The 26,312-nt window shown below is 42.7% G+C and carries 23 protein-coding genes and 2 tRNA genes; 14 read left to right on the forward strand and 11 right to left on the reverse strand.

Annotation, left to right across the window (positions count from 1 at the left end; all coding sequences use genetic code 11):
* Positions 1–68: 68 nt before the first annotated feature.
* From KF872_09375 to KF872_09385, 3 genes are all read right to left on the reverse strand, one after another.
* Entirely contained in the window at positions 69–1,418 is a 1,350-nt protein-coding gene (locus KF872_09375; protein MBX2903755.1) for an MATE family efflux transporter, read from the reverse strand.
* Between the two features lie 72 nt (positions 1,419–1,490).
* Positions 1,491–1,679 (reverse strand): 50S ribosomal protein L32, encoded by a 189-nt coding sequence (rpmF, locus tag KF872_09380; protein MBX2903756.1) that lies wholly within the window; start codon positions 1,677–1,679, stop codon positions 1,491–1,493.
* Between the two features lie 22 nt (positions 1,680–1,701).
* Positions 1,702–2,241 (reverse strand): DUF177 domain-containing protein, encoded by a 540-nt coding sequence (locus tag KF872_09385; GenBank protein MBX2903757.1) that lies wholly within the window; start codon positions 2,239–2,241, stop codon positions 1,702–1,704.
* Positions 2,242–2,546: 305 nt separating this feature from the next.
* Between KF872_09385 and KF872_09390 the strand changes: the two genes are divergently transcribed.
* Positions 2,547–2,634 (forward strand) — tRNA-Ser (locus KF872_09390).
* A gap of 24 nt (positions 2,635–2,658) precedes the next feature.
* Positions 2,659–2,733: transfer RNA gene (locus tag KF872_09395), tRNA-Pro, on the forward strand.
* Between the two features lie 119 nt (positions 2,734–2,852).
* On the opposite strand, the gene KF872_09400 is transcribed toward KF872_09395, so the two are convergent.
* The 3 genes from KF872_09400 to KF872_09410 are packed head-to-tail and all read right to left on the reverse strand — an operon-like array spanning position 2,853 to position 4,080.
* Entirely contained in the window at positions 2,853–3,005 is a 153-nt protein-coding gene (locus KF872_09400; GenBank protein MBX2903758.1) for a hypothetical protein, read from the reverse strand.
* A gap of 19 nt (positions 3,006–3,024) precedes the next feature.
* Positions 3,025–3,789 carry an MBL fold metallo-hydrolase gene (locus KF872_09405; protein ID MBX2903759.1) on the reverse strand — a complete coding sequence of 255 codons (765 nt, stop codon included), beginning with the start codon at positions 3,787–3,789 and terminating at the stop codon, positions 3,025–3,027.
* Between the two features lie 9 nt (positions 3,790–3,798).
* Positions 3,799–4,080, reverse strand: coding sequence for a hypothetical protein (locus KF872_09410; GenBank protein ID MBX2903760.1), 282 nt, complete (start codon positions 4,078–4,080; stop codon positions 3,799–3,801).
* Between the two features lie 90 nt (positions 4,081–4,170).
* Between KF872_09410 and KF872_09415 the strand changes: the two genes are divergently transcribed.
* The 9 genes from KF872_09415 (at position 4,171) to KF872_09455 (ending at position 16,815) form a co-directional block, all read left to right on the forward strand.
* Entirely contained in the window at positions 4,171–5,022 is an 852-nt protein-coding gene (locus KF872_09415) for a PorT family protein (protein MBX2903761.1), read from the forward strand.
* Positions 5,023–5,035: 13 nt separating this feature from the next.
* Positions 5,036–5,827 carry a 3-deoxy-8-phosphooctulonate synthase gene (kdsA, locus tag KF872_09420; GenBank protein MBX2903762.1) on the forward strand — a complete coding sequence of 264 codons (792 nt, stop codon included), beginning with the start codon at positions 5,036–5,038 and terminating at the stop codon, positions 5,825–5,827.
* 389 nt (positions 5,828–6,216) lie between these two features.
* Positions 6,217–11,547, forward strand: coding sequence for a T9SS type A sorting domain-containing protein (locus KF872_09425; GenBank protein MBX2903763.1), 5,331 nt, complete (start codon positions 6,217–6,219; stop codon positions 11,545–11,547).
* Positions 11,548–11,570: 23 nt separating this feature from the next.
* Entirely contained in the window at positions 11,571–11,789 is a 219-nt protein-coding gene (locus tag KF872_09430; GenBank protein MBX2903764.1) for a hypothetical protein, read from the forward strand.
* A 12-nt stretch (positions 11,790–11,801) separates the two neighbouring features.
* Positions 11,802–12,572, forward strand: coding sequence for a hypothetical protein (locus KF872_09435; protein ID MBX2903765.1), 771 nt, complete (start codon positions 11,802–11,804; stop codon positions 12,570–12,572).
* Between the two features lie 101 nt (positions 12,573–12,673).
* Complete coding sequence (locus tag KF872_09440) at positions 12,674–15,133, forward strand: T9SS type A sorting domain-containing protein (GenBank protein ID MBX2903766.1); 2,460 nt, start codon at positions 12,674–12,676, stop codon at positions 15,131–15,133.
* Positions 15,134–15,138: 5 nt separating this feature from the next.
* A complete protein-coding gene (locus KF872_09445) occupies positions 15,139–15,537 on the forward strand; it encodes an HIT family protein (GenBank protein MBX2903767.1) in 399 nt (132 codons plus the stop codon).
* A gap of 22 nt (positions 15,538–15,559) precedes the next feature.
* On the forward strand, positions 15,560–16,090 hold the full coding sequence (locus KF872_09450; GenBank protein ID MBX2903768.1) for a hypothetical protein: 531 nt from the start codon (positions 15,560–15,562) through the stop codon (positions 16,088–16,090).
* An 8-nt stretch (positions 16,091–16,098) separates the two neighbouring features.
* Complete coding sequence (locus tag KF872_09455) at positions 16,099–16,815, forward strand: geranylgeranylglyceryl/heptaprenylglyceryl phosphate synthase (GenBank protein MBX2903769.1); 717 nt, start codon at positions 16,099–16,101, stop codon at positions 16,813–16,815.
* Between the two features lie 16 nt (positions 16,816–16,831).
* Here KF872_09455 and ribD read toward each other — a convergent pair whose 3' ends face one another.
* On the reverse strand, positions 16,832–17,869 hold the full coding sequence (gene ribD, locus KF872_09460) for a bifunctional diaminohydroxyphosphoribosylaminopyrimidine deaminase/5-amino-6-(5-phosphoribosylamino)uracil reductase RibD (GenBank protein ID MBX2903770.1): 1,038 nt from the start codon (positions 17,867–17,869) through the stop codon (positions 16,832–16,834).
* A 126-nt stretch (positions 17,870–17,995) separates the two neighbouring features.
* On the opposite strand from ribD, the gene KF872_09465 reads away from it, so the two are divergent.
* A complete protein-coding gene (locus KF872_09465) occupies positions 17,996–19,531 on the forward strand; it encodes an aromatic amino acid lyase (GenBank protein ID MBX2903771.1) in 1,536 nt (511 codons plus the stop codon).
* 9 nt (positions 19,532–19,540) lie between these two features.
* On the opposite strand, the gene KF872_09470 is transcribed toward KF872_09465, so the two are convergent.
* On the reverse strand, positions 19,541–20,797 hold the full coding sequence (locus KF872_09470) for a helix-turn-helix transcriptional regulator (GenBank protein MBX2903772.1): 1,257 nt from the start codon (positions 20,795–20,797) through the stop codon (positions 19,541–19,543).
* Positions 20,798–20,825: 28 nt separating this feature from the next.
* A complete protein-coding gene (locus KF872_09475) occupies positions 20,826–21,314 on the reverse strand; it encodes a DUF2147 domain-containing protein (protein MBX2903773.1) in 489 nt (162 codons plus the stop codon).
* A gap of 225 nt (positions 21,315–21,539) precedes the next feature.
* On the opposite strand from KF872_09475, the gene KF872_09480 reads away from it, so the two are divergent.
* Positions 21,540–22,727 carry a squalene synthase gene (locus KF872_09480; GenBank protein MBX2903774.1) on the forward strand — a complete coding sequence of 396 codons (1,188 nt, stop codon included), beginning with the start codon at positions 21,540–21,542 and terminating at the stop codon, positions 22,725–22,727.
* 2 nt (positions 22,728–22,729) lie between these two features.
* Positions 22,730–24,124, forward strand: coding sequence for an FAD-dependent monooxygenase (locus KF872_09485; GenBank protein MBX2903775.1), 1,395 nt, complete (start codon positions 22,730–22,732; stop codon positions 24,122–24,124).
* A 14-nt stretch (positions 24,125–24,138) separates the two neighbouring features.
* Here the strand turns inward: KF872_09485 and KF872_09490 are convergent, their stop codons facing one another.
* Together KF872_09490 and KF872_09495 are read right to left on the reverse strand one after the other, a co-directional pair.
* Positions 24,139–24,678 carry a shikimate kinase gene (locus KF872_09490; GenBank protein MBX2903776.1) on the reverse strand — a complete coding sequence of 180 codons (540 nt, stop codon included), beginning with the start codon at positions 24,676–24,678 and terminating at the stop codon, positions 24,139–24,141.
* A gap of 128 nt (positions 24,679–24,806) precedes the next feature.
* Complete coding sequence (locus KF872_09495) at positions 24,807–25,904, reverse strand: bifunctional 3-deoxy-7-phosphoheptulonate synthase/chorismate mutase type II (protein ID MBX2903777.1); 1,098 nt, start codon at positions 25,902–25,904, stop codon at positions 24,807–24,809.
* Positions 25,905–26,312 lie beyond the last annotated feature (408 nt).

Genomic DNA, 26,312 nt, shown 5'->3' on the forward strand with positions numbered 1-26,312 from the left:
CAATGCAAAGTAAAAACTTTAAAGAAGGTTAGTGGTTTGCTAAACGAATATTTGCAGATAATAAACACTTAAAACTTCAACTTGTGGAGTACGTATCTGTAGCGCAGCAGGAGTATTACAGATGCTGTGCTAAGCCCAATGGTAAATCCAATCCAAATGCCTTTAATGCCGAGCGAGGTTTTAAAAGCCAGCAAGTAGCAAGCGGGAATCATTACCAGCCAGTAGGCGGTAAAAGCCAGTATGGCAGGAACTTTTACATCTTGCAAGCCGCGTAGCAACCCTACAGCTACATTTTGTGCGCCATCGCTCAGTTGAAAAAACACCGCCAGCAAAATGAGTGTTGATGCCATGGCAACCACTTCGGCATTATTGGTATAGAGGAATGGCAGTTGCCGATAAAAAAGGAAGAAGCAAAGCAGAAAAGCTATTTCCAACAGCAGCGTAAGAGCAATGGTGGTTCTGCCACTGAGTATTATTTGCTCCTTGTTTTTTGCACCTAAACCAAATCCGGTTATTACGGTGCCGGCTGCAGAAATACCTGCAATAGCCATAAAGGTCATAGAAGCCAAATTGATAGCTATTTGGTGGGCTGCCAATTCTATTTCGCCTAGCCAACCGCTCATAATATGCGCTACGCTAAATGCAGCTGCTTCAGAAAAAACTTGCAGCGATGCCGGAATGCCCATGCTTAAAATAGGGAATACATAGCCGATGGTAGCTGCCGCAGCTTGGCTGTGTTTTTTAAATAATTGGAGTACAAAACGATTGTTGTAAATATACACGAATACAGCCAGTAGCATGGCTACCCGCGATATGGAGGTGGCTAAGGCGGCTCCGGTTACGCCCAAAGGGGGCAAACCCAGTTTGCCATAAATAAGTATGTCGTTTAAGAAAATATTGAGCAAGAGTGCTCCGATATTGATAACCATTCCCGGCATTGTTTTGCCCATGCCTTCCAGTAGTTGCCTGCCTGCCGTAAAAAAAATCATGGCGGGAGTAGTAAGGTTTACTATTAGCAAATAGCGGCTTGCTATGGCATTTACCTGTTGCGATTGTCCAAAAATTTCAAAATGGTAGATAAAGAAGAAAAATAGGGAGGTGAATATTATTGAAATCCAAGTGGCAAGGCGCAGGCTGCTTTTAAAAATGCCTATGGCTTTGGCTTCGTTTTTTTCGCCAAAGGCAGCAGATACCAAAGGTGCTACTACAAATAAAACTCCGGTGCCCAGCAGTGTGAGCAGCCAGTAAACGGTACTTGCCAAGCCTGTGGCGGCAATGTATTGTGCACCCAAGCCGCCAATTTGAACCGTATCAAAAAAGCCCATGAGCACATGCCCTAAGTGGCTTGCCATAATGGGAAGCCCTATTTGCAATGTTTGTTTAAGCGAAGCAAAATACTGCTGTTTGGTAAAGCTCATAAAAAGTGTGCTATAAAAGCAAAAAGCCCGTTTGGCAAACCAAACGGGCGAATTATTTGTAATGCGGGAATATTACTTAGCGCTTTTATCAACCACTACTTTTCCGCGGTAGTACAATTTGTCTTCGCTCCAATGTGCTCTGTGAAGCAAGTGGGCTTCGCCAGTTGTTTGGTCAACTCCTGTGGTTGGAGCCACAGCTTTGTAATGCGTTCTGCGCTTATCTCTGCGTGCTTTAGAAATTCGGTGCTTCGGATTTGGCATTGCTTTAAAATTTAAAAGTTATCTAATTTTTATTTAGTTTTTTCAAGGCTTCCCAACGTGGGTCAATAGCCGGTTCTTTTGGGTTGTTTTTTTCTTCTTGTTGTATCAGAAAGTTCAATACTTCTAAGTTACATCGCTCATCTTTTCCGGGTTCTTTGCATGGTATTTTTTGCATGGGTAGGCAAAGTACCACGTACTCGTAAATAAGCTGCGAAACATCTATGTGCGACTGTTCTCTTCCGATAAAAACTATTTCGTCATTTTCGGGGATTTCGTCCGGATTTTCAGCAAACTTTACGTAGCAAGTAAAATCGCCAAAAATTTCCTTATGGTATGGAGTTAAACATCGGTCGCACTCCACAGAAACCTTTCCGTCAATAAAAAAATTAAGTGTAAAGAGCGTTTCTTTTTTGTCGAACTCTAACTTTATGTTCACTTCGCAATCGCCAATAGGAGAATCCGGAAAGTGCTCAAAAAAGCTCTTGTTTAATTCGTAGCTAAACTCGTGAACACCAATTTTCAACCCAATAAAAGGAATTTGAAAATCCCGCAACCCCTTCACTTTATACAGTTTTTTAGTGTTCGCGCTAACTAAAAATAAGCAAGCGTTTTTAAAAAAGGAGTGCAAAGATAATAATACAAGGCTTTTTTACAACCCTTAAATTAGAAAGGCTGCTAAATATTTTTTGATTTTCATTTTGTAAGGCTGCGTTAATTTTTATTTTTGCCGTCCTTTTACAAAAGAAGGGTTGTTCTTTACAAGAAATTTTGAGCGGAGAAGGCTACTTTTAAAATGCTTGGGTTGAATAAGCTTAGAGTGTGGTAGCTCGAAAAAATGGATAAAGCACAAGATTTAAAATATTATTCGGTGAGATGGGTGAGTGGCCGAAACCAACAGTTTGCTAAACTGTCGTACTCCAAAAGGGTACCGAGGGTTCGAATCCCTCTCTCACCGCTGTTACAGCGGTAACAATAAGTTCGGGGTGTAGCGCAGCCCGGTTAGCGCACCTGCTTTGGGAGCAGGGGGTCGCAGGTTCGAATCCTGCTACCCCGACATTAAAATTAAAGGGTTTCAGTTTTCTGAAACCCTTTTTTTATTGCCAGAATCCACCGTTATACATACAAAAAAAGCATCGGTTTTCCGATGCCTTTTGAATACAAATGCATACGAGTTTATTGTTTCACCACTCTGTAGGTGGCTGTGTAGGCTTGTTTAGTATTGGTTTGCTTTACATCTAATAAAATATAATTGCCATTTGCAAACTTGCTCATGTCTATAGTTTGCAGTTCGTTTCCGGCAGATAGAGCCGCAGGATCTATTTCCACAGCAAGGTGGTAAAGCTAGCTAATTTATTGCCAAAGAAAGCCCATCGTACGCCAAAAAAATATTTTCAGGAAGGGTTGCCTGGCGCGCTGCATGTGTGCCTGCTTGGTGGCTCATGTGAATAAAATATGTTTGCTTGGCTTGCAGTTCTTGAGCAAGGGCAATGGCTTCGGCAAAGGTGAGGTGCGAATAATGTTCTTCATCGCGGAGTGCATTCAGTACTAATATATCTAAGTTTTGCAGCTTGCTTTTTTCGCTTTGCGCAATGGTTTTGCAATCGGTGATATAGGCAAAGTTGTTTATTCTAAAACCCTTTACGGGCATTTGGGCGTGCATTACTTCAATCGGTAAAATTTCAATATCATTTATCCAAAAAGGGGCATTAAAAATGCGTTTAAAATGTAAGCGGGGCAGGTATGGGTAATCGCTTTTGGCAAATACATACGGATGTAGTTCGCGAATACCTTTTTCGGAAAATTCATCGCAGTAAATATCTATGGCTTTTTGAGACGTAAAGTTGAGGGCGCGAATTTCGTCTAATCCGCCAATATGGTCGCGGTGCGGGTGTGTAATTAAAACGGCATCTACCTGTTGAATATGTTCGCGCAGTAGTTGCTGGCGAAAATCGGGTCCCAAATCAATTGCAATTTTTGTGTGGTTTATTTCTATAAAAGCAGCGCAGCGCAGGCGGTTGTCGCGCGGGTCGGTGCTGGTGCAAACATTGCAGTTGCAGCCCACCAAAGGTATTCCGGCACTGGTGCCTGTTCCTAAAAATGTAACCTTCACGTTTGCAGTTTAACTAAAAAGAGTTTCTGCTCTTTCCGATAAAATTTTGTGATATAAATTGCGTGTTTCTTCGGGTAGGTTTTCGGGGCTTATGTTTACTTCGGTAAGTATTTCCATGAGGCTGTTTATTTTAGCTTCAAGGTCGTGAAATTTATTGATTACCACCACCCGCTTGCTTTCTAACACGCAGTAGCCATTGTTGAAGTTTCCTTTTTCATAGCGAACAGTATAGCCGCCTTCGTGATAAATATCTTCTACTTTCTTTAATAAAGCGGTGTTGTATTTAAACATAACTTATCGTCATTTTTTTATTATGAAAAAGGAAGTGCGAATACCTTAAACTTGCAACGAATTTAGTGTTTTATTACGAGCAGTTTATTTATGAAAAAACAAACATTGTTGATATTTCTTTTTCCGCTGTTTTTATTGGCACAGGAAGCTCCCGTTATTCGATTCGATTTGGATAAAAAGAAAAACTCCGAGGAAAAGCCTGCCGAAAATACAGAGCAAAAGATAGACCACACATATCCTTTAGATGAGGAAGAAGAAGTGCCCGAAAAACCCAAAAAGGAAAAGAAAGTGAGGCAGCATAAAGCAGCAAAACCACTACCGGAGGAAAAGGAAGAAGAAAAACCGGATTTTAGAAACGGATTGTTTAAGGGGTTGTTTTTTGCAGGTTTAAATGCCTGCCAAGTAGATGGCGATGATGCTTCGGGCTATAATTATTTGGGGGCGCATGTAGGCGTGGGCACTATGGTAAAGTTTCATAAATACATGAGTGTGAGCATGGAAATTGTGTACAACATGAAAGGCGCACAGCGGAGATTGTTTAGCAACAATACTGCCGATAGTAGCTTTAGGCTGGTACACGATTATGTGCAGGTGCCCATTTTATTTAATGTGCACGATAAGCGCATAGTAATGTTTAGCGCAGGCATATCGCTGGGTTACATGGCTCGTTTTAAGCAAATAATTGGCGGTAAAGACTATACCAATCCCGATGCCTCTGCGCCCATAGCATCGCAATTTTTAAAAGAGCCACGCAGGTTCGATGTGTGTGCCGAAGCGGGTTTACATTTTATTATTAAAGAGCAGTTTGCGCTGGGGGGCAGGTTCTCGTATTCGCTGCTTGGCATGCGCGATGCCTTGCCCGGCTCTAAAGTAAGCAAGCAATACAACAATGTGCTCACATTTAGGTTTATGTATATTTTAAGTCCAAAGAAAAAGAAGTAATAAATAGCATAGCATGGCAGCATTGTATCAAGCACTTCAGGAAAAGCCGTTTTTAATAGCAGGACCTTGCGTAATAGAATCCGAAGAAATTTGTTTTGAAATAGCCGAAACCGCCAAGCAGGTAGCTGTGCAGTTGGGTTTTACTTATATATTTAAAGCATCGTTCGATAAGGCTAATCGCACTTCTATTCATTCTTTTAGAGGCAATGGCATAGAGGCGGGCTTAAAAACCTTAGAGAAAATAAAATCCAACTTCCAAATTCCGGTTACTACCGATATTCATTTGCCGGAACATGCCGATATGGTTAAAGATATAGTGGATATAATTCAAATACCTGCTTTTTTATGTAGGCAAACCGATTTGTTGCAGGCTGCCGCCCAAACAGCCAAAATTGTGAATATTAAGAAAGCCCAATTTTTGAGCGGCACACAAATGCGGTATCCGGTAGAAAAGGTAATGGCTGCGGGCAACAAGCAAATACTGCTTACCGAGCGCGGCAGCATGTTTGGTTACGAAAGGCTAGTAGTAGATTACACCGGAATTATAGATATGCAACAATTGGGGGTGCCCATAGTAATGGATGCTACCCATGCCGTACAGCAGCCCGGAGCCTTGCCGGGCAAAACCGGAGGCAACCGCAATTATGCACTACCGCTGGCAAAAGCCGCTGCCGCAATAGGCGTAAGAGGTTTCTTTTTTGAAGTGCACCCCAATCCTGAAATGGCACTTTCTGATGGTGCCAACTCGCTTTATTTAAACATGTTGCCGCAGGCGCTGCATGCAATTGGGGCTTTGTGCAAATAGTTGCTACATTGGTTTAAAATCGGTAGGGGCGAGTATTTACCCAGCTGCTATTTGGAGTTTATTCTTTTTGTGTGATATTATTTTGAGCCTTCAAATATGCCTTATGCAAGTTGCCGATACTGTCCAATAAATGGTCGTTTGAGATGAAGTTTACATATCTGTTTTTCATTTAATACTGTTGATTTTATTAGCTGCAAAGGCAGCATTAAAAGTTAATTTCGGGCTTGTTGGCCGAAAGTTGCACTGCCATCTTAAGAATGATACCTTTCATCTTATTGTAGTAACATTGTTATCATAAACATTTAATGTGTAAAAGTTCTTTTTTATAGACCGATTGTTTTATTTCGCAGCCCTTTTTGAAAAATTGAAGGATTAAAATACACATTTGTATGGGTAAAAAATTTTCACTACTCGCATTAGTTTTTTGTTGGCTGGCAAGTTGGGCGCAACCCACCAATCCATCTGCGCAGGCTATTCCGTATTCACAAGATTTTTCAAGTTTAACAGGCGCTTCTCCTGTATATCCGGCAGGTTGGCAAGGGTGGGATATTAGCGGCTCTTTGGGGACATCCTTTCCCACAGCAGCACCATCTGTTGATAGGTCAATTATCGTAGCAACCAATACTACAACATCTCGCCATGTGGCAGATTTTATTGGTAAGTTGGGTATTATGGCTACGGGCAGCGCAATGAGTACGGCTTGCTTGGCAGTTAACACAACAGGATATACTTCTATTGGTGTTGCATTCGATGCAGGAACGCAAAGAACTGAAAATTCAAGAAAAAATGTGCTTGGATTACAATACAGAGTGGGTACTTCGGGTACATTTACGAATGTTGCTTCATCGGGTTATTACAATCAGATGTCTCCAACCAATACTACAGGAACAACCACAGTAGGTGTAAGTACTATTACTGTAACCCTACCTGCGGCTTGCGATAATCAAGCAGTTGTTCAACTTAGATGGGTTATTAAAGATACCCTCGGTAGCGGAGCTAGACCCGGTTTTTCTATTGATAATGTTTCAGTAACCGGTACGGCATCGGGAGGTGCAGCACCTACTATTACCAGTGCTTTAACTAAAACAGGCACTTATGGTGCAACTTTTTCATATAGCATAACGGCTACCAACAGCCCCACTTCTTATGGTGCAACAGGGTTGCCATCCGGGCTTTCTATTAATACCGGAACCGGAGATATTACCGGAACACCTACGGATGTAGGTACATTTAATGTGGATATTTCTGCTGCCAATGGCAGTGGCACCGATACCAAAACGTTAGTTGTTACTATTAACCCAAAATCATTAACTATAAGTGGAATCAGCATAGGAAATAAAGTGTATGACAAAACAACTACAGCCACTATTGTAGGAACTCCGGCTTTGGTGGGAGTTGTGGGTAGTGATGATGTAACATTGAGCGGAGGTTCAGCTACTTTTAATACTGCCACGGTGGGCACTAATAAATCAACGGTAGTTTCGGGGTTTGTTTTAGGTGGGACAGATGCGAGCAAATATACACTTACACAGCCCAGCGGATTAACTGCCAATATTACACCGGTTGCCCTCACCGTAACCGGAGCTACTGCTACCGACCGCGTTTACAATGGAGCTACCACGGTAACCGTTGGCGGTACATTAGCGGGTGTAATTAGTGGCGATGTGGTAACACTTAGTACTACCGGAACTATGGCCAACAAAAATGCCGGAAGCAATAAGGCAGTAACCTTTGCCATTACCGGAGCCGATGCGGGAAATTATACATTAACCCAACCCGGCACCACTGTAAATATTGCGCAAGCGGCACTTACTGCTACGGCAAACGATGCATCGAAAGTACAGGGTGCTGCCAATCCAACTTTTACTATTAGTTACACAGGTTTTGTGGGTGGCGATACAGAAGCCAATATAACGGAGCCAACTGCAAGTACCACGGCAGTAACTGGTTCTCCTGTGGGCACTTACCCCATTACACTTTCGGGAGGTGCGGCTACTAATTATACTTTTACATTGGTAGATGGCACTTTAACTGTAACCACAGGACCTTGTTTAGTCGATGCCTCCGGTTATGCGGGTTGGACATTCTCGGGAGCTTCGGAGTCTTCCGGGCAGGCATGTTCAGGCAATGGCGTTCTCTTTGCTGCAACAGGTCAATATGTAATTACTCCAGCCATAAACAATCCCAATAAGCTTAATTTTAATAAGAAACGAAGCAGTAATAGCACGGCTTGGGAGTTGAAAGTTCAAATAAGTACATTGCCTTCCGGTCCGTGGACTGATGTGGCAAGTATTACCAGTATTACCACTACTTGTGCTGCCAATTCGGAAATAGATCTTAGCAGCTACAGCGGTACGCAGTATCTTCGTTTCTTAGACAACAGAGCCTCCGGTACTCACCAAAGAGGGATAAATGATATTACCGTAACTTGCTTGCCTCCGGTGGCATGCAGTGGCACTCCGGGCAGCCCAACAGCACTTACGCTTTCTCCTGCCAACCCCGATTCGCTATGCAGCGGTTATGCTGCTTCGGGTATTACATTTAGCGTAAATGGCAGCGTGCCTGCAGGAGCTACCTACCAATGGCAATACTCTACAACTTCCGGATCGGGCTTTACCGATATTGCCGGAGCAGATGCGGCTACATACAATGTACCTACGGGATTATCCGGAAATGCTAATTATTACCGTTGTGTGGTAACTTGTGGCGGTAGTTCTGCCAATAGCAACGAAAAACAAATAGTGGTTATTGCCCTTCCGGCACAGCCATCGGTTATTTCGGGAACTAATCCTGCATGTGAAAATATGCCGGGCTTACTGTATAGTATTACTCCGGTTGCCGGAGTAACTTACAATTGGACAGTTCCTACCGATTGGGTAATTACCGCAGGCAATAATTCTACTTTAGGGCAAATAACAGTTACTTCCGATGCTACTTCCGGCAGTATTGTTGTTACACCTTCTATAAACGGTTGTGCAGGCCCTTCCCGTTCTCTTTCGGTTTCAACTTCATCTACTATTCCTGCTCATGTGAGAGTAGCTTCTTCTTCCCCTGCTTTTTGTGCAGGTGTGAGCCAAACATTTACGGCTTACCCAACCAATGGAGGAGCTTCGCCTACCTACCAATGGTATAAAAATGGAACTCTAGTAGACACCAACAGTGCTACTTATACCACTTCACCTAGTGCAGAAGATAGAATTTGGGTAGAAATGACCGCCAGTGGCGGGTCGTGCGTGTGGCCGTTGGTGGCAACTTCAAACCTTGCTTTAGCTAAAAATCTTGCTTACGATAGATCTTTGGTTTGGGCAGAAACTTTTGGCACTACCGGTTCATCTAGTGTAACCACCCATACCGACTATTCTCATTTTTCTAACTCCGATTTTACGGTTTCTCCGGGTATCTATACCGTAGATATTAGAACTACAGTGCTTTCTCCGAGTGGAGGTAGTAATATGTTTTTTGTGGGAACGGGTTCGGCTCCTGCAGGTAAGCGTGTGGTAACCATTTCAAATATCAATACCACCAATGCCTATCCAAACAGGTTGGCATTTGAATACTATAAATCGGGTAGTTTTACGTATGTGGATAGTACCTTGTTTACCATAGAAATAAGTACAGACGGCACACAGTTTTTTCCGGTGTCGTATCCCCAGTTTTCAGGTTCCGGGCGTTGGGACTCTATTGTGTTAGACAATGTATTGCCAAAGGCAAGCAATGTGCGGTTGAGATTTTCTAGCAATATGGGAGGCTCTGCTCCGCCACGTATAGACAATATGCGCTTATATAAATACGAAACGGCATCGGCTACTGTAACTGCCGGAGGACCTACCACTTTTTGTGCTCCGGGTAGCGTTGCATTAACTGCCAATCCTAGCAGCGGCAATGTGCTTACCTATTCTTGGACAGGTAGCAGCACCGCCAATAACATTACTGCCACAACTACCGGCACTTATGGGCTTACTATTACCGATGGGTTTGGTTGTACTTCAACCGCCAGCCAAGGAGTAACGGCTAATGTGTGTGGCGGCACTCAGTGGACAGGCAATACCAATACCAATTGGAACGAAGTTGGCAACTGGAGCAGTGGAATACCTGCTGCCAACGATGATGTAACTATTCCAAACGGCAGACCACACTACCCGGTGTTGGAAGTAGATGTAACCGTTGGAGATTTAACGGTGGCAACGGGTGCAAGTTTTGCCATTCCGGCAGATAAAGCATTAACCGTAACGGGCGTACTTACCAATAATGGTAATTTCACGGTTCAATCCGGTGGCAGTTTGGTGCAAGATAATGGTTCTACCTTGGCAGGCTCAGGCACCTTTACTGTAAAACGTGCTTTTGCAGGTGTGCAAGGTTCTAGATTTGTAGGTGCTCCTATTTACAATGTTGGTGTAAGCAGTTTTGGTATTTCGGCAAGCGGCACCAATGGCGCACAAGTTGTGCCTATTATTGGAAAATGCAATCCCGATTCGGTAGCACAAAATTCACCCATGGGGAGTATTTTGGAGTTGAAAGAAGATGCTACTCCAATAGATAATTGTTCTCACTCGTTGTGGTACGTGAAATCTGCCGGAACACTTACAAATGCAAGAGGCTATTCTATGTACACCAATGGTGGGCAAGTATTGAATTTTAAAGGAAAAGTAAATAATGGCACTGTAACTTATGGCGGATTAACACGCCAGAGCGGCTCTATTGGTGCTCCATACACACCTCCCGCCACACAAGGCAGCAGCACGCGCGGGTGGCATATTGTGAGCAATCCATACCCAAGCCCAATCAATTTAAAAGCTGCCGATTTAACAGCCATGGGCTTTGATGCACAAATACAAATGTGGCAACCAATCAGCGCATCGAGTGGCAACTGGATTGCCAGCGACCCATTAGATCCCGCAGGTTTAGATATTGCCGTTGCACAAGGTTTCCAAATAAGAAAAGCAACAGTAGGCGGCACAGCAGATTTTTCGCTGGATAATACGTTTAGAAAAAAGGGAAATCCAACCTTCCATAAAAACGGACCGCGCCAGCATTACCTGAATGTGGCTTTGGCAGGCAGCAATGGCGAATTAGATGCTACTATGGTTTATTTTTACCAAGGCGCTACCGATGCTTTTGATAGTGAGTTGGATGCCAACAGGCTAAGCCCAAGTTGGAGTGTGCCAATACTTTACACAGTAGCTGCCAGCGAAAGAATGCGCTACAATGCTTACGAAGAATTGAATCCGGGTGAAACAAAATCGGTTCCTCTGGGTGTGCATAGTGCTGTTTCCGATAATTTTTCTTTGGTGTTTAGCGATGTGGCAACCTTAACAAGTGCAGGCATTACCGCTACGCTCGAAGATACCAAAGAACAAACCTTTACGCCTATCTCCGAATCGTTGAATTACAGCTTTACAAGAACCTTTGGTGAACCAAACGAGCGCTTTGTATTACATTTCAATAAAGCTAATGAAGTAAGCGGCATACACACCGCCCAAGCCGGTAAGGTGCAGGTATATCCAAACCCAAGCGCAGGTTTAGTTACCATTGCTATGGGTAAGCAACACGGATTTGAAAAAATTCAACTTTTTGATGTGGCAGGAAAAGTAGTACTGTCTATTCCAGTGGCGGCTCAAGACGAAAATAAAATGGTGGATATTGCTATGCTTCCATCGGGTGTTTACACATTGAGAGCCACAGGCAGCAGCCACTTTGTTTCGAAATTGATAAAAGAGTAAGTAATACTATAATTGCAGATTACATGAAAAATAGTTCATTAAAAATACTTTTTGTAGTGCTTTTCTTTTGTAGTTGCACTACTGCTGTTATAGCGCAAATTGTGCCGCCCAACCAAGGGCAAAATAATAATCCGCAAGCAGCTCCTATAGATGGGGGCGCAGTGCTGCTTTTGGCAGGTGCCGGATTGTATGGCGCAAAAAAGATGAGAAACAACAGAAAGAAAAAAGCTGAAGAGGCGTAGTAAAATTTGCTTGTGCCAACCCACAACAGTCGCACGCGAAGAATAATTATCAATAGCTTATTTATAGCTGTAGTATATGTGTTGGCAGTATGCACGTATATGGTGCTTACTGCTGCTGCTTGTTGGTTGTTGGGTCAAAAAGCGATACCTACTTACAACGAAATTTTAAATCTTAATAGAGATTACGATTACTGGTCGAAACCACGCGTGATTGTGGCTTTTGGTTCAGCACCCATATTGATGTTGCTTATGGGAGTATTGCTGTTGCGATTTTCGAGAATAAGATACCGTGTTCGCCCGATGCGCTTTTTTCTTTTTTGGTGGAGTATTGCTTGTATAAATTTCTTCCTTACTAATTTGGTAATTGTTCCGGCATCGCATATTTCATTTTTGTGGGGTGCTTTTCAGGGTTTTGCCACTATTGCTGCTTGGTTTTATTTGCCTTTTGGGGCGGGCTTGGCAATTGCAGTAGTAGGGCTGCTTTTGGCAATGGGTTTTGGCTTTTTTATACGGCAAAGATTTTTCAGGTATTATTTTCCCGTAGGGCAAGAAGATGATTTTTCTATTGCCATTGGGCGAGCTTATTTTTTAGAAATGTTTTGGTTGCCATTAGCTTTGGCAGTGGTGCCGCTTTTATTGCTTACAAACGAGTATTCGATTTCGCTGCACCTTTGTATTCTTTTGGTGTATGTGTGTTTTGGTATTGGTCTAAGCATAAAAAAGCAGAGCCACTTTATCTTAGATGGCGATGCTGACCATAATGTATATCAACACATTTTTTAAAAAGCTCCATAGCAACCAAGTATGCAATGTATGCGAATTGTAATAGCGAGCCATGATGCCATAAATTGTTATCATTGTATATCAATCAAAAAAACTCTTTTATGCAGAAGTTCTACGCTTTGTTGGTTGCTTGTGGTTTGTGGGGCACAGCTACTTATTGCCAATCTTTTACTCCCGGAAATATAGTGGTGGTGCGAGTTGGCGATGGTTCCGTTTCTTTAGATAGCAAATCGCAACCTGTTTTTTTAGATGAGTATTCCGTTACAGGGCAGTTGGTGCAATCAAAAGCATTGCCTACTGCTACCAATGGCAATCACCATAGATTAACGCTTAGTGGCTCTGCTGTTTCTGAGGGCGCTTTAACGCTTTCTGCCAATAAGCAGTATTTGTGTTTGGCAGGGTACGATACTACTGTTGGTGCTGCCAGCGTTACCTCATTATCGGTTGGCAGAGTGGCTGCAATCGTAGATGCAAATGGAAATATAAATACCCAAACGGGCATAGTGGCAGGAAGTGCCTATAAAACCAGTAATATTAGAGGTGCTGCAACCAATGATGGTACCGGTGTTTGGTTTAGTGGTGCAGGAAGTAGCTCTTCGGGCGGCACTTACTATGTACCCGCAGATAGCTTTACCGCCACGCCAACTAAAATAAGTGCTGCTCCAACCAATACAAGAGTTGTAAATGTTTTTGGTGGGCAATTGTATCTTTCTTCTGCTTCCAGCACTTTTTTTGGTGTTAGCGAAGTGGGTAGCGGCTTGCCAACTACTTCAGGGCAAACCACTACCTCTTTAAGTGGTGTAAACGATAGCTCCAGTTATGCTTTCGTGCTATTTGATGTAGATGCTACCGAGCCGGGCAACGACTTGCTGTATTTGGTAAATGATAACACAACTAAGGGTGGTGTTCTTAAATACAGCAAAGTAGCAGGAACATGGGTAAGCAATGGTAGATTGGCTTCATCTAATTCTTTTAGAGGTTTGGCGCTTATAGAGGCATGCGGAAGCGTAAGCGGATATGTGGCTTCTCAAGATTCTATTTGCGCATTTACCGATATGGCTGGATACAATCAACCTATAAATGCTAGCATTACGGCATTGGTGGGCAAAGCAACCAACACTGTTTTTAGAGGTATTGCTTTTGCTCCAGGCACCAGCGCAGGCAGCGCCCCGGTTGCATCTTTGGGAGCTACTACAAACGTAAAATGTTTTGGAGACTCTACAGGTAGTGCTACTGTGAATGTAACAGGCGGAACCGGAACCATAACGTACGCATGGAGCGATAACGGTACAGGTGCAAGCAGAAACAATTTACAGCAAGGAGTTTACAGTGTAACAGTATCGGATCAACTGGGCTGCACCACTGTAGTAACCAATATCGGCATTACGCAGCCGGCAGCAGCATTAGGAGCCAATGTGGCTAAGTTAGATGTTGCCTGCTTTGGCGAGAGCAACGGCTCAATTGTTATTGCAGGTACCGGAGGCACGGCACCATATCAGTACGCTTGGAGTAGCGGCAATGGTACTAATCTGGCAGCAGGTGTATATACCATTACCGTTACCGATACTAACAATTGCCAACTTGTAAAAACCGATACCGTGAAACAGCCTACACCATTAGTATTGAATGCGGTGAAAGGAAATATAACTTGTGGCAGCACCAATAATGGTTCTTTAGCTTTAAACACAGCAGGCGGCAATGGCGGCAATACATATTTGTGGAACGATAATGATACTACGGTTAGTAGAAGTAATTTAACAGCAGGCGCTTATAGTGTAACCGTAACCGATAGTAAAGGATGTACAGCAGAGCGAAAAGATACCATTTTGCAAACTGCAAATTTAAACGTAACGGGCACAGCTACAGATGTTGCTTGCTATGGCGGTAGTAATGGTGCTATTTCGGTAGTAACAACCGGAGGTACCGGCAACTATAATTACACATGGAGCAGCAGTGCAAGTGGGGCAAATCCTACAAACCTTGCAGTAGGTGTTTATACAGTTACGGTAGATGATGGAACCGGCTGCACAGGCACACAAACCTTTACCGTTGCACAACCCGATTCGCTGAATTTGAGTGGGCAGGTAACAAACGTAAGCAGCGCAGGAGGTGCTGATGGTGCTATTGTACTTACAGTAAGCGGAGGCACTCCTAATTACGATTACGATTGGGGAAATAGCGTTGTTACCAAAGATCGCAGTAACCTAACTGCAGGTACTTACACCGTTACTGTAACGGACGATAAGGGCTGTACCCAAAGCAGTGCTTTCACCGTTTCGCAACCAACAGGTTTAAAAGAAATTGGAGAAATAATTTGGGTGAAAAATGCAGGAACCAGTGGCGGAAATGTTTGGTTTGAAGTAAATACCGTAACCACTTGCGATGTACACATTTCTACTTTTACTGCAAATGGAACATTGGTGGCGCAGCAAACGGTTAAAGACGTTAGCAGCCAGTTGGTTGCCATCAATACCGAAAGTTTTGTTGCGGGAATGTACTTTGTGCGTTTCAAAGCCGAAGGAAAAACAGTTACCGTAAAAATAGCTGTAAGTAAACAGTAAGAAATATGGCATCTATTTTTTCTAAAATTGTTGCAGGCGAAATTCCTTGCTATAAAATTGCTGAAGACGAAAAGCACTTGGCATTCTTAGATGTTTTTCCTTTAGTGAAGGGGCATGTGTTGGTTATTCCCAAGCAAGAAGTAGATAAGTATTTTGATTTAGATGACAACACCATCGTTTCGCTCAACTTGTTTGCAAAAAAAGTAGCCATTGCATTAGAAAAAGCAATTCCGTGTAAGAGAGTAGGCGTTGCCATTATTGGGTTAGAAGTACCGCATGTACACATTCATTTAGTACCGTTGAATGCCATGCGCGACATAGATTTTACGCAGCCAAAGCAAAAATTTGCACCCGAAGAAATGGATGCTGTGGCAGCAAGCATTAGGCAATATTTAACCTCCTGATTTTTAGTTGTATTCTTGCAGTATGGAAGCATCTGCTATTCTTCAAATTCTTTCTATAACCATACCGGGCGTATTGGTATTGCTAACAGCCTATTTGGTATTGAAACAATACACCAAAAAAGAGCTTGAAGCCAAACTGCTGGAAATAAAACTTAAAGACTCCAAAGAGTTGAAAGTGCTGCGGTTGCAAGCTTATGAACGCTTGGCATTGTTTTTAGAACGCATATCGCCATTTGCATTGGTGGCGCGTTGTATAGAGCCGGATATGGCAAGCCACGAACTACAATACGCTATCGTAAAAACTGTTAGGGCAGAATTTGAGCACAACCTTTCGCAACAAATTTATGTGAGCGATAACTGCTGGAATTTAATTGTGCAATCTAAAGATGAAATTATTAAAACCATCAATTTAGTAAGTGCACAAGTAAATGCCGGAGCGAGCGCACAAGAGTTGAGCCGCATTATTTTTCAGGCTGTTGCCAATGCCAATGTGCCAATGCCAACCCAGCAGGCACTCGATTTTTTAAAGGCCGAAGCCCGCGAAACATTTTAATGCCACGTATGAGTTTGCTCGAATCTTTTTCTAACGGAAAGAAAAAATTGGCGGTACTTATAGACCCGGATAATTACAACGAGCATTCCTTAAAATACATAGTTGAACTTGCCGAAAGCAATAAAGTTGCCTATTGGTTGGTGGGTGGCAGTTTATTATATGGTTCAAATTTTGAGAGCACAATAAAGTTTTTAAAAACAAACAGTGTGATTCCGGTAGTTATATTTCCGGGAAATTCATTTCAAGTAAGCGGAAATGCCGATGGTATATTGTTTTTAAGCCTTGTAAGCGGACGAAATGCCACCTATTTAATTGAACAGCAAGTAATAGCTGCTCCTGCAGTAAAACAAGCAAACATAGAGGTAATTCCTACCGCTTATATTTTGGTAGAAGGCGGGAAAACATCTACCACTTCGTACATTACACAAACAATTCCTATTCCTGCCGATAAGCCTGAAATTGCTGCCACCACAGCCTTGGCAGCATCGTTTTTAGGCATGAAAGCAGTATATTTAGAAGCAGGCAGCGGAGCCTCCAACCCGGTAAATGCAGTTATGATTGAAGCCGTAAAAAATGCGGTGCAACTTCCGGTAATTGCCGGAGGAGGCATTGTGAATGCAGCAACAGCCTTGGCAGCATTTAATGCCGGAGCCGACATGGTAGTAGTTGGCAATATCTTAGAGCGCCAGCCTGAAGTTTTAAACCAAATAGGTGCTATTCTTTAAGCTGAGCAGCCATTGCTTATGAAGAAAGATTAAATACCTGTATCATATCTTGTTGCAGGTAAAATTGCTCGCGTAAATTCCCGGAAAAAACCGGAGTGGCAATTCCATTTGCTAATAAGCAAGGTGCGGTAATTAGGCGCACTTCGTCTGCAACATTTGCTTGTAAAAAAGCATGTGCGGTAGCAGGGCCGCCCTCTACAATTACCGATTGTATATTCCTTAAAAAGAGTTGATGCAGTATTTGCTCAGGCACATTTTGTGTAAACTCAATTTGCTGTAGCTCTATATGTTCCTTTTGCAGTGAATGTGTTTGGTTAAAAACCAAGGTGTTGGCATCGGTGCTAAAAATATTGCTCGAATCGGGTACTTCGTTTTTTTTATCAACAAGAATACGCAAAGGGTTACGGCCTTTCCAGAGGCGAGTGGTGAGTTGCGGATTATCTATAAGTGCTGTATTTTTTCCTATAAGAATTGCCGCTTCTTGGCTGCGCCAGCGGTGGCTTAATTGTTTAGAAATATCGTTGGTAAGCCATTGCTGTTGTTTGCCCTTTGGTGCCATAAAGCCATTGGCACTTTGCGCCATTTTTACAATTACAAACGGGCGTTTTTTTTGATGAAAAGTAAAGAACCTGCGGTTGAGTACAGCACATTCTTGCGGTAGAATGTTTTCTATAACTTCTACTCCTGCTTGGCGCAAGCGAGCAATGCCGGAGCCTGCCACCAATGGGTTGGGGTCGGTACTGCCAACTACTACTTTTTTAATTTGCTGCTCTAATACCAGCAGTGTACAAGGCGGTGTTTTTCCGGTGTGGTTGCAAGGTTCTAAATTTACATACAGTGTGCTTTCTGCAATAAGATGGCGCAGTTCCGGTTTTACAGATTGAATGCAATTTACCTCTGCATGAGCAGCACCATATTGCCTATGCCAGCCTTCTCCAATAATAGTTTGGTTATGCACCAACACGGCTCCCACTAATGGATTGGGAGCTACGTTTCCTAAGCCGTTTTGCGCCAGTAGCAGGCATCGGTGCATGTATATTTCGTGTGCATTCACGCATCAAAAGTGTTGTTTTTTTAAAAGAATTCAGGTGCAAAACACAAAATATAACTGGTATGGTTTTACTTTTTGCTTCCAAGTGATTTGCATTTCATAAAATTGCGGCTAATTACAAAAACGATGATGATTACCATAGGAGAGTCCCCTTTAACGTTGCAGCAAGTTGAGCAAGTTTTATTTGAAAATGTAGCCGTAGAAATACCCGAATCTGTACTAAAGCGCGCTGAAGCCAATTTCAATTTTTTGCGGGAGTTTTCTTCCGATAAAGTTATTTACGGAATAAATACAGGCTTTGGGCCAATGGCACAGTATAAAATTCCTTATGCAGAGCGCCTTTCGCTTCAATATAACCTAATACGCAGCCATGCCGGAGGCAGTGGAAAGCCCATTGCGCCAGAGTTCTCAAAAGCCATGTTGCTAGATAGGCTTTCTACTTTGGCGTGTTGCAAAAGCGGTATCCACCCGGATTTGCTAAAGTTGATTGCAGCCATGCTGAATCGCAATCTATTGCCCGTAATTTATGAACATGGTGGCGTAGGTGCCAGTGGCGATTTGGTGCAGTTGGCACACATGGCGCTTGCTATTATTGGTGAGGGCGAAATTTTTTACAATGGTAAAATTACACCTGCTGCAGAAGTGTTTGAAGCCGAAAAACTCACCTCTTTTGCCATACGGTTGCGCGAAGGTTTAGCGCTTATGAATGGCACTTCGTGTATGACGGGAATTGCTCTTGTAAACATAATTCGAGTAAAGAAATTGGTTAATTGGAGTGTACTGTTTTCTGCCACTATAAATGAAATTTTTAGAGCCTATAACGATCATATTTCGGAGTCGCTCAATGCTGCTAAACTTCACAGTGGGCAAGCAGCCATTGCTGCGGCATTAAGGAGTGTATTGGCGCAGAGCACGCTCATTCGCAGCCGCCATGAGTATTTATATACTTCTACCGATGAAACACATTTTAAGGAAAAAGTTCAGGAGTATTATTCTTTGCGTTGCACACCTCAAATAATAGGTCCTGTGTGGGATACACTTCTGCAAGCCGAACAAACAATTCTAAACGAGTTAAATTCGGTAAGCGATAACCCGATTGTGGACGATGCTTCGCAGAATGTTTTTCATGGAGGAAATTTTCATGGCGATTATGTGGCGCTCGAAATGGATAAGCTTAAAATGGCAGTTACCAAACTTTCTATGCTGGCAGAGCGCCAGCTCAATTATTTACTCAACGATAAATTGAATGGCAAGCTGCCTCCGTTTATCAATAACGCAGTAATTGGTTTAAACTTTGGCATACAAGGCATTCAATATACGGCCACATCTACTGTGGCTGAAAACCAATCGCTTTCAACGCCCGTTTATGTACACAGCATTCCTAGCAACAACGATAACCAAGATATTGTAAGCATGGGTAGCAATGCAGCGCTCATGGCGGCACGCGTAATAGAAAACACTTTTGAAGTGTTGAGCGTGCATGCTTTAGCCATTGCCGAAGCCATAGATAGCCTTGGGCTTGGTGGGCAGCTTTCGCCACAGCCAACGTTGTTTTACAAGGGCATAAGAAAGGTAATGCCCGCTATTGCTAAAGATGCGCCTTCGTTTAAGGCGTTGCGGGCAATTCAACTATATTTAAAAGAGGAAAACATAGCAGTGGTATAGTTTTGGGTGCTATTTACCATCTATTGTTTTTTTGTATTCCGAAGGTGTCTGCCCCGTAATGTTTTTGAAAATATTATTGAAAGAAGATTTGGAATTGAAACCACTATCGAAAGCAATTGCAAGCAAAGTAAGGTGGTTGAAATTAGGATTGGCAACCCTTTGCTTAAACTCTTCTACTCTGTATTCGTTTACAAAATTGAAGAAGTTTTTATGCAAGCCTGTATTGATAATAAAGGTAAGGTGATGCTTTTGTATATTTATTTTATCGGCTAAATCTTGTATAGTAAGTTCGGGATTTCTATAAGGTTTTTCGGCATCCATAAATGCAAGCAGGCGCTCAATTACACGCTCCATTTCGGGTTCGCTTACCAAAGGTTTTTTAGCAATGGAATCGCTGTTGGGTATGGCATTTTCTTCAATAGTTTCAATATCAATATTCTCTTCTAAATTTTTGCTGGCGGTAATGTGGTTTTCTTCTAAGATGGTTTTTAATTCTTTGGTGGTTTGCAGTTGTTCTTCATGGCTTATGGTAAATGGCGATGTGGTTTCTCTGCGTACCGATGTGTGAAACAATCCTTTTTCCTGCATGCCAAAATAACTAACGGCATACGCCAATAAAATTAGGCCCACGCCAGAAAGAAAGTCGAGGTTAAATACTTTTTGGTAGTGCACGGCATTCCAGCCTCCGGCAAATAGAAACACACCATTGCTAACAATAAAAGTAATGTTTACAAAACGCAGCCAGTAAATGCGTTGTTTCCCCGATTCAAACGAAAACTTATGGCGAAAATTTTTGAAAAACAAACGTATTTGCACCGAAGTAAGCGTGCTATACACCACTACCGAACCAATAATACCAACGGCAAACAAGGCGCGAATCCATAGGTGTTCATCGTTTGCCAGATAAGTGCTTTCGGCAAACGACACCCGCTCGCGGCAATAGCCGAAATAAACAATGGTGCTGATAAGAAAGGGTAGAAAATGTTTAAGGTCTAAGAACTTAAAACGAGCATCGTCATCGGTTAAAAAACGAGTGTATAAATACATGAATGGGCCAAACGTGAAGGGGATGAGTCCGGTGGCGAATTCGGCATCGAAATACTCATCGTGGTAAAGTTTTAAAATAAGCACAAAGAATTTTAGTGCCATAACCAGCAGCCACCACAACAATATTTTTTCGTGTGTGGCTTTATGCTGGCGCATAAGCAATACAAATGCGGCAAAAACGCATTGCGATGCTCCTATGTATAAAATTCCCTCGTTCATACTGTTTGGTGTCTTCGGTTGGTAAGGATTATTTTCTTCGTGCTACGGCATGGAGCAGTTCGGGAGGAATAGATTTGGTCCAGCTTTTAGTTTTGCTTAAAAACCATAAAATCCACCAATGCCCGCGCACACGCAATACTCCTTCCTCGTTAATCCACATTTTGCTGCGGTAGGTATTTCCGTTTTCAAAATTGTAAATTCTGCCACTTTCCCATTCTTTATCTCCTGCATCGTATTTGTAATCGCAAAGTATGTTTGTGCCAATTAGTTTTCGGGAGCGCAATTTAGAGTTGCTATTCATTACATCGCGCTTATAGTTGTCGTATTCATCTAAGGAATCTTTCAACCACACAATTTTACCTTGAAAAAGGTTGTTGGCATCTTCAAAAATATAGATAATAATATCGTGCTCTTCATTCATCCAGTAGCCAAGTATCTTTTCTTTATCGCCTCGTATTTTTGCAAAAAGCAGGAGAGAAAGAAACATAAATGCCATTACAGAAAAAGTGCGTTTCATACAGTGTAGAAAAAATTATAGAGTGCAAATGTAGAAATCGAGACTTTGTGTGAGGGCAATAAGAAGTCTAAACTCCCAACGGTACTGCCCAATTTGGCAATTAAAACGCCTCTAATAAATTGAAATTCAATTGGTTTTAAAGTTTAGACCTGCTGCTTTGTCTTAATTGTGTACTGCGGGCGTTTGAGGTGGTTGCGGCAACCTTTTTTGCAGTAAAAATTCACCATGAGTACTGTACTAAAAAATTTGCCACACACCACCAAAGAACTAATTGCTTTGTTAAAAATACAAGGGAGCAGTTCGAGCGATGTAGATTTAAGAGCAGCAGCATTTCAAATGGCCGATATAGAATTTTGCTATGCTGCATTGAATAAAGTATCGCGCTCGTTTGCAGTAGTTATTCAGCAATTACCTGCAGCATTGCGCAATCCAGTTTGTATTTTTTACCTCACCCTGCGCGGTTTAGATACTATTGAAGACGATATGAATTTGCCGCTGCCGCAGAAACTGCACCTGCTGCAAAATTTCTACAAGCAGTGCGGCAACGAATCGTTGCAACTCGAAAATATTGGCGATACGCCCGATTACCGTTTGTTGCTGCTGCATTATTACAAAGTGGCGCGGGCATTCAATAAGTTGGAACCCAAGTACCGTGAAGTTATTACAGATATTTGCCGCAAAATGGGCGATGGTATGGCACAATTTGCCACAAGCAAGTTGCATACGCAAGACGACTACAACTTGTACTGTCACTATGTTGCAGGTTTGGTTGGCTATGGGCTTTCTGGTTTATTTTCGGCTTCGGGTAAAGAAGACACACAATTAAAAAACCAACTCGGCATTTCTAATGCTATGGGTTTAATGCTTCAAAAAACAAACATTATACGCGATTATTTTGAAGACCTTTTGCAGCAGCGTATTTTTTGGTATAGCGAAGTATGGCAAAAATATACCGATGATTTTTCGTGGTTCAGCAAAAACCCACAGCACCCAAAATCGTTGGCCTGCTTAAACGAATTAGTGGTCGATGCACTTACGCATGTGCAGGATTGTTTTACGTATTTGCGGTTGTTGCAAAACAAAGAGGTGTTTAGGTTTTGCGCTATTCCGCAGGCTATGGCGCTGGCTACTTTGGCAGAGGTTTACAACAATGCGGCTGTGTTTACCTCTACGGTAAAAATTCGCAAGCCGCAAGCGGCATCTATTATGGTTTACACCAACGATATGAGCGATTTTCAAAAGTTTGCAGAGCAGGCGCTATCGCTAATTGAGAGCAAAACCACTTCTAATACACCATTGGGTGCGCAGGTGCTGAGCCAAGTGGCTGCAATAAAAACCACACTGTACAAACCGCAGCCTTACCAATGGGAAACACCTGCTACCATTACAATTGAACAAACAGTTTTCTTTTAGCAATGAATGCCGATTCAACATTTGATATTGCCATTGTAGGCGCAGGAATTACCGGAGCTTCGCTGGCTGCTTATTTGCGGCAAAGCAGACTAAAAATTCTATTGGTAGAAAAAGATTGGCGCGAGCAAGACCGCATTGTGGGCGAACTATTGCAACCGGGAGGCGTAGAGCAGCTTAAAGCCATGCAGCTGGAACATTGTTTAGAAGGCTTTGATGCACAAGCAGTGTCGGGCTATGCAGTATTTAAAAACAACGAACACTTTACGGTTGAATACCCAAAAGACGCAGCAGGAAATAACCTTATGGGGCGCGGATTTCACAATGGTAAGTTTGTAGAAAAAATAAGAGCGGCAGCCAAGCAAGGCACTAATGTTACTTGTGTAGAAGGTGAAGTGGCAGGTTTGGAACAAACAGAAACACACGTAACGGGCATTAGAGTAAGGTTAAAAAACTCCGATAGCGAAGTGCTTTTTACGGCAGCACTTACAGTAGTTAGCGATGGTATTTTTTCGGTGTTTAGAAACCAACTTTGCGAAATACAAAAGGAAGTGAGTGGCTATTTTTTAGGCTTGGTATTAAAGCATTGCAGTCTTCCATTTCCAAATCATGGTCATGTTTTTGCAGGAGGAAAAACTCCATTTTTGGCATACCCTATTAGCAGCAGCGAAACGCGTATGCTCATAGATTTTCCGGGAGGCGAAGCACCGCGCAAAGGCGCGCTGTTGAATACCTATTTGCAGGAGCAAGTGCGCCCGTTTTTACCTAAAATGATGTATCCTTCTTTTGATGCTGCCATACAAGAGGGAAAGTTTAAGGTAATGCCCAACCACTATTTGCCGGCAAAACCGAAGTATAAAGCGGGAGTTGTAATTATGGGCGATGCGCTTAATATGCGCCATCCGCTTACGGGCGGAGGAATGACGGTTGCTTTTTCTGATGTGAAACGCTTGGGCGATTTACTGCTATCAATTCAGGAGAGCAGCGTTTTTACCAAGGCGAATATTTTGGCAGCAGTTAAAAACTTTTACGAGCAGCGCAGCAGCTCCGATGCTACCATCAATATTTTAGCAAATGCACTGTACAAAGTGTTTTCGCACGAAACGCTGAGCCAAGCGTGTTTCGATTACTTAAAGCAAGGTGGAAAGCAAGCTGCCCAGCCGGTGGCATTGCTATCTGCTGTTTCGCGGAAACGCAGTTTGTTGCTGCGGCATTTCTTTGCGGTTGCGGTGCAAGGAGCCGGAGGAAAAGTATTACAGCGGCCAACTGTATCTAACTTAAAGCAATCGTTTGGTATGTTTAGCGATGCAGTTAAGATTGTTTCGCCCTTGCTTATAAATGAGCAGCCCGGAAAGGCAGAAAAAATGGCGCTTTGGATAGGTAATAAAATTTTTGCGTAAGCAAAGTGCAAGTGTTATTCTGTTGCTGCTATGGCGGTGGTTTGCTGTTCGTAAGCTAATATGGCTTTTGCCATTTCATCTACGTGCATTTTTACGGGATTAAAAGTAAGGTTGGCAGTTTCGTAAAAAGGTCTGCGCTGTACTAAACTCTTTTGAATAAAATCGCGCAATTCTTCACCGGAAAGGCTTGCAATGAGTGGCCTATCGCGGTGTTCTTGGCTGCGTAACCTGCTGAATAAAATTTCTTCGTTTACATCAAAAAAAACAGTGGTACCCAACGAGTTCATGTATTCCATATTGTCGTAAAAGCAGGGTGTGCCACCTCCGGTAGCAATAAGTTTTCCATCGTAGTTGAGCGAAATAAGCACATCGTGCTCAATGGTGCGAAACTCTTCTATTCCTTCTTTAAGTACCAGCTCCGATATGCTTTTTTTGATGCGCTTTTCTATTTCCCAATCAACATCAATAAACTCTAGTTTAAGTGCATTGGCAAGCCTTTTGCCGGTGCCGGTTTTGCCAGCACCCATAAACCCAACAATAAATACCGGCTTCATGTGTAGCGCTTGTTTTTACAAATGTAAAGCGCAAAATTTTGTTTTATTCAGCCATCCGTAAACCATTACAAGTTTAATGAATACGAAATAGGGCAATAGACTATTGGCGTTGTGTTTGCGCAGCGTTTTTATTTCATTACTTTTTCTTGATGGCGAATGCTTTCATTATGCACTTGCTGAAACATTTTTAGAATAAACTCTTCGGTTAAGCCTGCACGTTTGCTGTTTTCCAGCGTGCGTTTCACAATATTTGCCCACCGCTCTGCCTGGTGAATAGCTAAGCGATTTTTCTTTTTAAAAACGCCTATTTCTTCGCTAATGCTCATGCGCTCTCCCAGCAGTTCTACTATATAATCGTCTATGCGGTCTATGCGGGCACGCAATTCATAAAGGTGTTCAAAGCTGTTTTTTTCAATATTGGTTTCTTGTACCACCAGTGTATTGAGCAATGAACCAAGCGCTTCGGGCGTAAGTTGCTGTTGTGCATCGCTCCATGCCACATCGGGGTTAATGTGGGTTTCAATCATTAGTCCATCAAAACTCATGTTCATGGCTTGCTGTGCCAGCGTTTGCACCATATCTTGCTTGCCACCAATGTGCGATGGATCTACAATAATGGGAATTTGCGGGTAGCGCCTGCGCAGTTCAATTGGTATTTCCCACATGGGCGGATTGCGGTAAACACTTTTATCGTAAGTAGAAAAGCCGCGGTGAATGGCTGCCAGCTTCTTTATGCCCACATTGTAGAGCCGCTCTATGGCTCCTACCCAAAGATCGAGGTCGGGGTTTACCGGATTTTTTACAAAAACGGGAACGTTTACACCGCGTAAACTTTCTGCAATTTCCTGCACATTGAAAGGCGATACGGTAGTGCGGGCACCAATCCACAGTGCATCTATGCCCATTTTTAAACTTAGCTCTACATGCAGAGGATTGGCCACTTCTACCATTACAGGCAGGCCAACTTCTTTTCCTGCATTTTTTATCCAAGGCAACCCAACAGGGCCAACACCTTCAAAAGTATTTGGGCGCGTGCGCGGTTTCCAAATGCCTGCCCGCAGCATGTTTACCTGGGGTGCGTTGGCGGCTATGGCGCGTATGGTTTCGAGTACTTGCTGCTCTGTTTCTGCACTGCAAGGTCCTGCAATTACAAAGGGTGTTTTTGAAGTACTACTCCATTGTTGCAGCGGTGTAATTTCAAACGTAGGTTTTTCTAAAGCAGACATAAAGAATTTTTGCCGAGGCTAAGGTACAGTCTGGTTCTGAAAAAGGGTGGTAAAAAATGAATTTGAATAGAAATGGATGTTTGTATTTTACAGGTTTTCGATAGCAAGGTTAAAGCAGCATACATTGGAAGGTTAGGGCATGCAAGGCAAATAATACAATAGCAGACGGCTTAGTTAAGAAGTAAATCCTTCGCAAAACCAGAAGACTCCTCTATAGCCAATGCTTAGAGCAACAGAAAGATTTTAAAACTTATCTTAGCAACCATACAATTATAGAATGGCATTAAGCTGGAACGAAATAAAAGAGAGAGCATTAAAATTCTCAAAAGAATGGGCGGGCACATCAAACGAAGAAGCAGATGCAAAGCCATTTTTAGTTGAATTTTTTAACGTATTTGGCATTAGCAG

The sequence above is a fragment of the Chitinophagales bacterium genome (assembly GCA_019638515.1).
In the GTDB taxonomy this organism is placed as follows: domain Bacteria; phylum Bacteroidota; class Bacteroidia; order Chitinophagales; family LD1; genus UBA7692.

Bases quoted from the DNA above. Each gene is read 5' to 3' on its own strand.
- KF872_09415 (MBX2903761.1), top strand. From the start codon at position 4,171: ATGAAAAAACAAACATTGTTGATATTTCTTTTTCCGCTGTTTTTATTG.
- KF872_09450 (MBX2903768.1), top strand. From the start codon at position 15,560: ATGGAAGCATCTGCTATTCTTCAAATTCTTTCTATAACCATACCGGGC.
- kdsA (MBX2903762.1), top strand. From the start codon at position 5,036: ATGGCAGCATTGTATCAAGCACTTCAGGAAAAGCCGTTTTTAATAGCA.
- rpmF (MBX2903756.1), bottom strand. From the start codon at position 1,679: ATGCCAAATCCGAAGCACCGAATTTCTAAAGCACGCAGAGATAAGCGC.
- KF872_09425 (MBX2903763.1), top strand. From the start codon at position 6,217: ATGGGTAAAAAATTTTCACTACTCGCATTAGTTTTTTGTTGGCTGGCA.
- KF872_09445 (MBX2903767.1), top strand. From the start codon at position 15,139: ATGGCATCTATTTTTTCTAAAATTGTTGCAGGCGAAATTCCTTGCTAT.
- KF872_09375 (MBX2903755.1), bottom strand. From the start codon at position 1,418: ATGAGCTTTACCAAACAGCAGTATTTTGCTTCGCTTAAACAAACATTG.
- KF872_09410 (MBX2903760.1), bottom strand. From the start codon at position 4,080: ATGTTTAAATACAACACCGCTTTATTAAAGAAAGTAGAAGATATTTAT.
- KF872_09480 (MBX2903774.1), top strand. From the start codon at position 21,540: ATGAGTACTGTACTAAAAAATTTGCCACACACCACCAAAGAACTAATT.
- KF872_09440 (MBX2903766.1), top strand. From the start codon at position 12,674: ATGCAGAAGTTCTACGCTTTGTTGGTTGCTTGTGGTTTGTGGGGCACA.
- KF872_09430 (MBX2903764.1), top strand. From the start codon at position 11,571: ATGAAAAATAGTTCATTAAAAATACTTTTTGTAGTGCTTTTCTTTTGT.
- KF872_09495 (MBX2903777.1), bottom strand. From the start codon at position 25,904: ATGTCTGCTTTAGAAAAACCTACGTTTGAAATTACACCGCTGCAACAA.
- KF872_09475 (MBX2903773.1), bottom strand. From the start codon at position 21,314: ATGAAACGCACTTTTTCTGTAATGGCATTTATGTTTCTTTCTCTCCTG.
- KF872_09485 (MBX2903775.1), top strand. From the start codon at position 22,730: ATGAATGCCGATTCAACATTTGATATTGCCATTGTAGGCGCAGGAATT.
- KF872_09490 (MBX2903776.1), bottom strand. From the start codon at position 24,678: ATGAAGCCGGTATTTATTGTTGGGTTTATGGGTGCTGGCAAAACCGGC.
- KF872_09470 (MBX2903772.1), bottom strand. From the start codon at position 20,797: ATGAACGAGGGAATTTTATACATAGGAGCATCGCAATGCGTTTTTGCC.
- KF872_09455 (MBX2903769.1), top strand. From the start codon at position 16,099: ATGAGTTTGCTCGAATCTTTTTCTAACGGAAAGAAAAAATTGGCGGTA.
- KF872_09465 (MBX2903771.1), top strand. From the start codon at position 17,996: ATGATTACCATAGGAGAGTCCCCTTTAACGTTGCAGCAAGTTGAGCAA.